Annotated in this window: 4 protein-coding genes, 2 rRNA genes and 1 pseudogene (1 of these 7 cut by a window edge); 3 read left to right on the plus strand and 4 right to left on the minus strand. The window is 56.1% G+C overall.

Annotation, left to right across the window (positions count from 1 at the left end):
• Positions 1-20: 20 nt before the first annotated feature.
• A complete protein-coding gene (locus LOY70_RS20815) occupies positions 21-758 on the minus strand; it encodes an SDR family oxidoreductase (RefSeq protein ID WP_265029169.1) in 738 nt (245 codons plus the stop codon).
• Positions 759-960: 202 nt separating this feature from the next.
• Here LOY70_RS20815 and LOY70_RS20820 point away from each other — a divergent pair, with 202 nt between their 5' ends.
• Positions 961-1,908, plus strand: coding sequence for an AraC family transcriptional regulator (locus LOY70_RS20820; protein ID WP_123416464.1), 948 nt, complete (start codon positions 961-963; stop codon positions 1,906-1,908).
• A 160-nt stretch (positions 1,909-2,068) separates the two neighbouring features.
• Positions 2,069-2,359 (plus strand): annotated as a pseudogene (locus LOY70_RS30245) (hypothetical protein); the annotation flags it as partial.
• Positions 2,360-2,852: 493 nt separating this feature from the next.
• On the opposite strand, the gene LOY70_RS20830 reads toward LOY70_RS30245, so the two are convergent.
• Positions 2,853-3,323 (minus strand): SRPBCC family protein, encoded by a 471-nt coding sequence (locus LOY70_RS20830; protein WP_265029171.1) that lies wholly within the window; start codon positions 3,321-3,323, stop codon positions 2,853-2,855.
• A 123-nt stretch (positions 3,324-3,446) separates the two neighbouring features.
• On the opposite strand from LOY70_RS20830, the gene LOY70_RS20835 reads away from it, so the two are divergent.
• On the plus strand, positions 3,447-3,848 hold the full coding sequence (locus LOY70_RS20835) for a lysozyme inhibitor LprI family protein (RefSeq protein ID WP_265029172.1): 402 nt from the start codon (positions 3,447-3,449) through the stop codon (positions 3,846-3,848).
• 116 nt (positions 3,849-3,964) lie between these two features.
• Here the strand turns inward: LOY70_RS20835 and rrf are convergent.
• Positions 3,965-4,080: ribosomal RNA gene (gene rrf / locus LOY70_RS20840) — 5S ribosomal RNA — on the minus strand.
• A 149-nt stretch (positions 4,081-4,229) separates the two neighbouring features.
• Positions 4,230-6,665 (minus strand): 23S ribosomal RNA (locus LOY70_RS20845) (it continues 456 nt past the right edge of the window).

Consider the following 6,665-nt stretch of genomic DNA (forward strand, 5'->3'; position numbering starts at 1 on the left):
CTCCTGTCGTTTGGCTCGGTTCAGAACGGGCTGGCGGTTGGCCGCACAATCAGTTCGCTGACGTCCACATCTGCCGGTTGCTCAATGGCGTAGGCAATCGCCCGGGCGATCGCTTCGGCAGGAATCGAGATTCGGCGGAATTCGCGCATTTCGGCACGGCCACCCTCATCGGAAATGCTCTCGGCCAGCTCCGACTCCGTGACCCCGGGGGAAATCACCGTCACCCGCACATCACCGCCGACCTCCTGGCGCAGGCCTTCGGAAATCGCCCGCACGGCATACTTGGTGGCGCAATACACGGCAGCGGTCGGGCTGACGGTATAGGCTCCAATGGACGCGATGTTGATGAACTGGCCACTGCGCTGGCGCTGCATCAAGGGCAGGCCTGCGGCGATGCCGTGAAGCACGCCACGGATGTTGACGTCGATCATGCGGTCCCACTCCTCGACCTTCAGCGCCTCGAGTTTGGAAAGGGGCATGACCCCGGCGTTATTGATGATGACGTCGACGTTGCCGAAACGCTCGACAGCGAAATCGATCAGGCTCTGGACATCTTCGCGACGAGTCACGTCCACGGCTTTGCAGACGGCCTGCTGGCCGGCGCCTTCAAGCTCCTGGACCAACGCCTGCAAGCGCTCGACACGTCGTGCCCCCAGTACGACACGAGCGCCCCGGGCCGCCAGCAGCCGTGCGGCAGCCTCGCCAATTCCACTGCTGGCACCGGTGATGACTACGACTTTGTTTTGGATATCGGACATGATGGGTTCCTCGTCTGGATGTGCTGGCTCCCGGTGGGAGCGTTTGGACACATTCAGATTAGGGAACCGGTCGATGACTGGGTTAGACGGATCCTCCTGTGCGCTTGCACGATCCTGTAGCGAGAAAACGGACTCTAGTCGCCAGCCGCACAATCGGCTTTACTAGCGCGATCTACGCATTTGGCCAGGGAGATTGAGCGGCATGTCGGTATCCACGTCCATCCACATTGCGCCTGATGACGGCGTCAATCAGCGTCGCGCCGAACTGGCGGCGCTGATGAAGCGTTTCGCGCCGGAATACGGCGTCCACCCCACGGCCATCGAGGCGTTGCACCTGATCCGCAGCGATCAGCCGAGCGAAGCCCTGCACGTCGTGCACAAGCCCGGTCTGTGCGTGATCATCGAGGGGCGCAAGGAAGTGCGCCTGGCCGATGAATGCTACGTGTATGACCCGCTCAACTACCTGGTGGTCTCGGTGACCCTGCCGTTGGCCGGGCAGGTGATCGAAGCCAGTCCCGAGCGTCCTTATCTGTGCATTCGCCTGGACATCGACCCGGCACAGATCTGCCGTCTGATCGCCGACGCCAGCCCTATCGGTGTACCGGCCCAACGGACCGGACGTGGGTTGTTCCTGGACCGCATCGATGCGCCGCTGCTCGATGCGATGTTGCGCCTGCTACGGCTGTTGGACAGTCCGGATGATATCCCGACCTTGGCGCCCCTGGCCCAACAGGAGATTTTCTACCGGCTGCTGCGGGGTGCCCAAGGCCAGCGCTTGCACGAAATTGCGATTCCCGACACTCAGACCCATCGCATCAGCCGGGCCATCGAGTGGCTCAATACCCATTACGCCGAGCCGCTGAGCATCGACAGCCTCGCGCAAATGATCAACCTCAGCCCTTCGGCATTGCATCACCGATTCAAAGCCGTGACCGCCATGAGCCCGCTGCAGTACCAGAAACAGCTGCGCCTGCAAGAAGCCCGACGGTTACTGTTGGCGGAGAACAGCGACGTTTCGTCAATCGGCTACAAGATGGGGTATGAAAGCCCCTCACAGTTCAGTCGCGAATACAGCCGTCTATTTGGCGCTTCTCCAAGCAAGGATATCGCTCGCCTGCGTGCCCAGGCGCTGCAGGCCAGCAGCGCCTGATCCTGCACATAAACAGGATCAGGCAAACCGCGGGCAGTATCCGTCTAACGATCGCCCCCTCCTCCGCCCTACTCTGAACCCATGCAGCAAGACAACCGTCCGCGCTGCAACGGGTTCAGCAGATCACGACATCTGAACGACCCGGCACTCAACCCTTGATATGACCGGAGTCTTTACCATGAAAACTTTCAGTACTTTGATCGCCGCTACCACCTTTGCCCTGAGCGCTGGCGCGTTTGCCTTGCCGAGCCAACAGCAAGACCGTTTCTTTACCCAGGTCTCCGAATATCAACAGCCTGTGGCCGCTGATGGGGCGGATCGTACGCCGGGTGGGCAGACCCTGGCTGCCGATGGCGCGGATCGCACGCCGGGTGGGCAGACCTTGGCTGCTGATGGCGCGGATCGTACGCCGGGTGGGCAAACCCTGGCTGCTGATGGCGCGGATCGTACGATGACTCGGCGTCTGGCATGATCGGGAGCACTTTTTCACAGACGAAAAAAAACCCGCCTAGGCGGGTTTTTTGAGGACCAATTTGACTCCCTGTCCGGCATTCCATGCCTGGTCCAATCATCCATGACCCCGAGCACTCCCTGTACTCAATGGATGAACATAGATTAGTCCCACCACTGCCTTGGAAAAAGACGAGAAAGCAGCGCCAACGTGTAAGCGTTTCGCTATACAGCGCCTTCGGGCCTTTTTGATGGGCGAAAAAAAACCCGCCGAAGCGGGTTTTTCCAAGACCATTACGACTCCCTGTCGGTAGCCATCCTTGCAAGGTCGATCGTCCCTGATCCTGAGCACTTCCTGTGCTTCAGTGGATGAGTCCAGATTACGCCTCGGATCCAAAGTGCAATAGACGATATAGCTACTATCTCGTGTAAGACATTCGCTATACCAGCGCTTCCGCAAACCCTTAGCCTCGCCAGGCATCGCAGTATTTGCGTCAGCGGAGAAGATCGGCCTTGCTCAGAAACGCCTCAATGTTAGCCATCTGTTCGTCCCAGCCACGGCTATCCATGCGAAAGGCCTTGAGTCGGCGCGCCTCAGGAATATTGTTGAACCCCGACTCCACCACTTTCAGCAAGGTGCCGCCATCCATGTCTTCGAGTTCGAATTGCACTCGTGTTTCGGACTCTTGAGAGTAATCAACCTGGGGCTCGATGGCGTATGGATGCCAGCGAAACGAGAACACTCGCTCGGGCTCGACCCGCTCCACCGCCACGTCCCAAATGAGGTGTTCATAACCTGGATAAGTGATCTGGCCCTGCGTACGCTCGCCCGCCACAAACCGCTTGCCCTCAAGGGCGACGCCAAACCATTGGCCAAAGGCTTCAGCATTGGCCAGGGCACGCCAGACTTGAGAGCGCGGCGCCTTGAGCAGGATCTTTCTTTCAATGCGATCGGATGAATACATGGGTCACCTCCTGTGTTCAACAGTAGGCTTGTAAGACCACGCGGCCAACCGGAAAGTTGTATCAGTCCATTGTTTGGGTACACTCCTTCGGCATTTTGTCCCCCCCTCAAGGAGAGATCGACCATGCCACCACGCTTGCTTCTGGCCCTCACGCCGTTGTTTTTTATCACCGCGGCCCAAGCCGACGACTGTGCCAATGCCATTACTCAGGGAGAGATGAACCAGTGCGCGGCCAAAGAAAACAAGGCCGCCGACAACGAACTGAACAGCCTGTATAAGCAAATCACAGCACGCCTGAAAGACAACCCCGAGGCCAAGCAAATGCTGGTCAAGGCACAACGGGCCTGGATCGACTTCCGTGACGCCGAATGCAATTTTTCCGCGTCCGGAGTCGAGGGTGGCAGCGTCTATCCGCTGATCTACAGCAACTGCATCACAGCCCAGACCAAGGCCCGGGTCGAGGCATTCAAGACCTATCTCAAGTGCAAGGAGGGCGATTTGAGCTGCCCTGTACCCGAGGCCTAACCACCCCGGATAAAAAAAGATGACCTCCTAAAGGTCATTTTTTTTTGGAACAGGCTTTTTCTAGCACAAAAACAAAACCCCTACCTGCATCAGCAGATAGGGGTTTCGGAATTTAATCTTGACGATGACCTACTCTCACATGGGGAAACCCCACACTACCATCGGCGATGCATCGTTTCACTTCTGAGTTCGGGATGGGATCAGGTGGTTCCAATGCTCTATGGTCGTCAAGAAATTCGGTAGCCAGCGCGTGCCTTGCGGTCACGTTCCAGCGAATGGGTATGCGATAGGTGGGTGTTTGTGAGCAGCGTTGAACTTTCGGTTCATGTCGTCTTCACACACCGCAATCTGGCCTTTCGACTCAAATTGCTTGGGTGTTATATGGTCAAGCCTCACGGGCAATTAGTACAGGTTAGCTCAACGCCTCACAGCGCTTACACACCCTGCCTATCAACGTCGTAGTCTTCGACGGCCCTTCAGGGGACTCAAGGTCCCAGTGAGATCTCATCTTGAGGCAAGTTTCCCGCTTAGATGCTTTCAGCGGTTATCTTTCCCGAACATAGCTACCCGGCAATGCCACTGGCGTGACAACCGGAACACCAGAGGTTCGTCCACTCCGGTCCTCTCGTACTAGGAGCAGCCCCTCTCAAATCTCAAACGTCCACGGCAGATAGGGACCGAACTGTCTCACGACGTTCTAAACCCAGCTCGCGTACCACTTTAAATGGCGAACAGCCATACCCTTGGGACCGGCTTCAGCCCCAGGATGTGATGAGCCGACATCGAGGTGCCAAACACCGCCGTCGATATGAACTCTTGGGCGGTATCAGCCTGTTATCCCCGGAGTACCTTTTATCCGTTGAGCGATGGCCCTTCCATACAGAACCACCGGATCACTAAGACCTACTTTCGTACCTGCTCGACGTGTCTGTCTCGCAGTCAAGCGCGCTTTTGCCTTTATACTCTACGACCGATTTCCGACCGGTCTGAGCGCACCTTCGTACTCCTCCGTTACTCTTTAGGAGGAGACCGCCCCAGTCAAACTACCCACCATACACTGTCCTCGATCCGGATAACGGACCTGAGTTAGAACCTCAAAGTTGCCAGGGTGGTATTTCAAGGTTGGCTCCACGCGAACTGGCGTCCACGCTTCAAAGCCTCCCACCTATCCTACACAAGCAAATTCAAAGTCCAGTGCAAAGCTATAGTAAAGGTTCACGGGGTCTTTCCGTCTAGCCGCGGATACACTGCATCTTCACAGCGATTTCAATTTCACTGAGTCTCGGGTGGAGACAGCGCCGCCATCGTTACGCCATTCGTGCAGGTCGGAACTTACCCGACAAGGAATTTCGCTACCTTAGGACCGTTATAGTTACGGCCGCCGTTTACCGGGGCTTCGATCAAGAGCTTCGCGTTAGCTAACCCCATCAATTAACCTTCCGGCACCGGGCAGGCGTCACACCCTATACGTCCACTTTCGTGTTTGCAGAGTGCTGTGTTTTTAATAAACAGTCGCAGCGGCCTGGTATCTTCGACCGGCGTGGGCTTACGCAGTAAATGCTTCACCCTCACCGGCGCACCTTCTCCCGAAGTTACGGTGCCATTTTGCCTAGTTCCTTCACCCGAGTTCTCTCAAGCGCCTTGGTATTCTCTACCCAACCACCTGTGTCGGTTTGGGGTACGGTTCCTGGTTACCTGAAGCTTAGAAGCTTTTCTTGGAAGCATGGCATCAACCACTTCGTCACCCAGAGGGTAACTCGTCATCAGCTCTCGGCCTTAGAATCCCGGATTTACCTAAGATTCCAGCCTACCACCTTAAACTTGGACAACCAACGCCAAGCTGGCCTAGCCTTCTCCGTCCCTCCATCGCAATAACCAGAAGTACAGGAATATTAACCTGTTTTCCATCGACTACGCTTTTCAGCCTCGCCTTAGGGACCGACTAACCCTGCGTCGATTAACGTTGCGCAGGAAACCTTGGTCTTTCGGCGTGGGTGTTTTTCACACCCATTGTCGTTACTCATGTCAGCATTCGCACTTCTGATACCTCCAGCAAGCTTCTCAACTCACCTTCACAGGCTTACAGAACGCTCCTCTACCGCATCACCTAAGTGATACCCGTAGCTTCGGTGTATGGTTTGAGCCCCGTTACATCTTCCGCGCAGGCCGACTCGACTAGTGAGCTATTACGCTTTCTTTAAAGGGTGGCTGCTTCTAAGCCAACCTCCTAGCTGTCTAAGCCTTCCCACATCGTTTCCCACTTAACCATAACTTTGGGACCTTAGCTGACGGTCTGGGTTGTTTCCCTTTTCACGACGGACGTTAGCACCCGCCGTGTGTCTCCCATGCTCGGCACTTGTAGGTATTCGGAGTTTGCATCGGTTTGGTAAGTCGGGATGACCCCCTAGCCGAAACAGTGCTCTACCCCCTACAGTGATACATGAGGCGCTACCTAAATAGCTTTCGAGGAGAACCAGCTATCTCCGAGCTTGATTAGCCTTTCACTCCGATCCACAGGTCATCCGCTAACTTTTCAACGGTAGTCGGTTCGGTCCTCCAGTTAGTGTTACCCAACCTTCAACCTGCCCATGGATAGATCGCCCGGTTTCGGGTCTATTCCCAGCGACTAGACGCCCTATTAAGACTCGCTTTCGCTACGCCTCCCCTATTCGGTTAAGCTCGCCACTGAAAATAAGTCGCTGACCCATTATACAAAAGGTACGCAGTCACCCAACAAAGTGGGCTCCCACTGCTTGTACGCATACGGTTTCAGGATCTATTTCACTCCCCTCTCCGGGGTTCTTTTCGCCTTTCCCT

The sequence above is a fragment of the Pseudomonas sp. B21-054 genome, from assembly GCF_026016345.1.
GTDB lineage: Bacteria > Pseudomonadota > Gammaproteobacteria > Pseudomonadales > Pseudomonadaceae > Aquipseudomonas.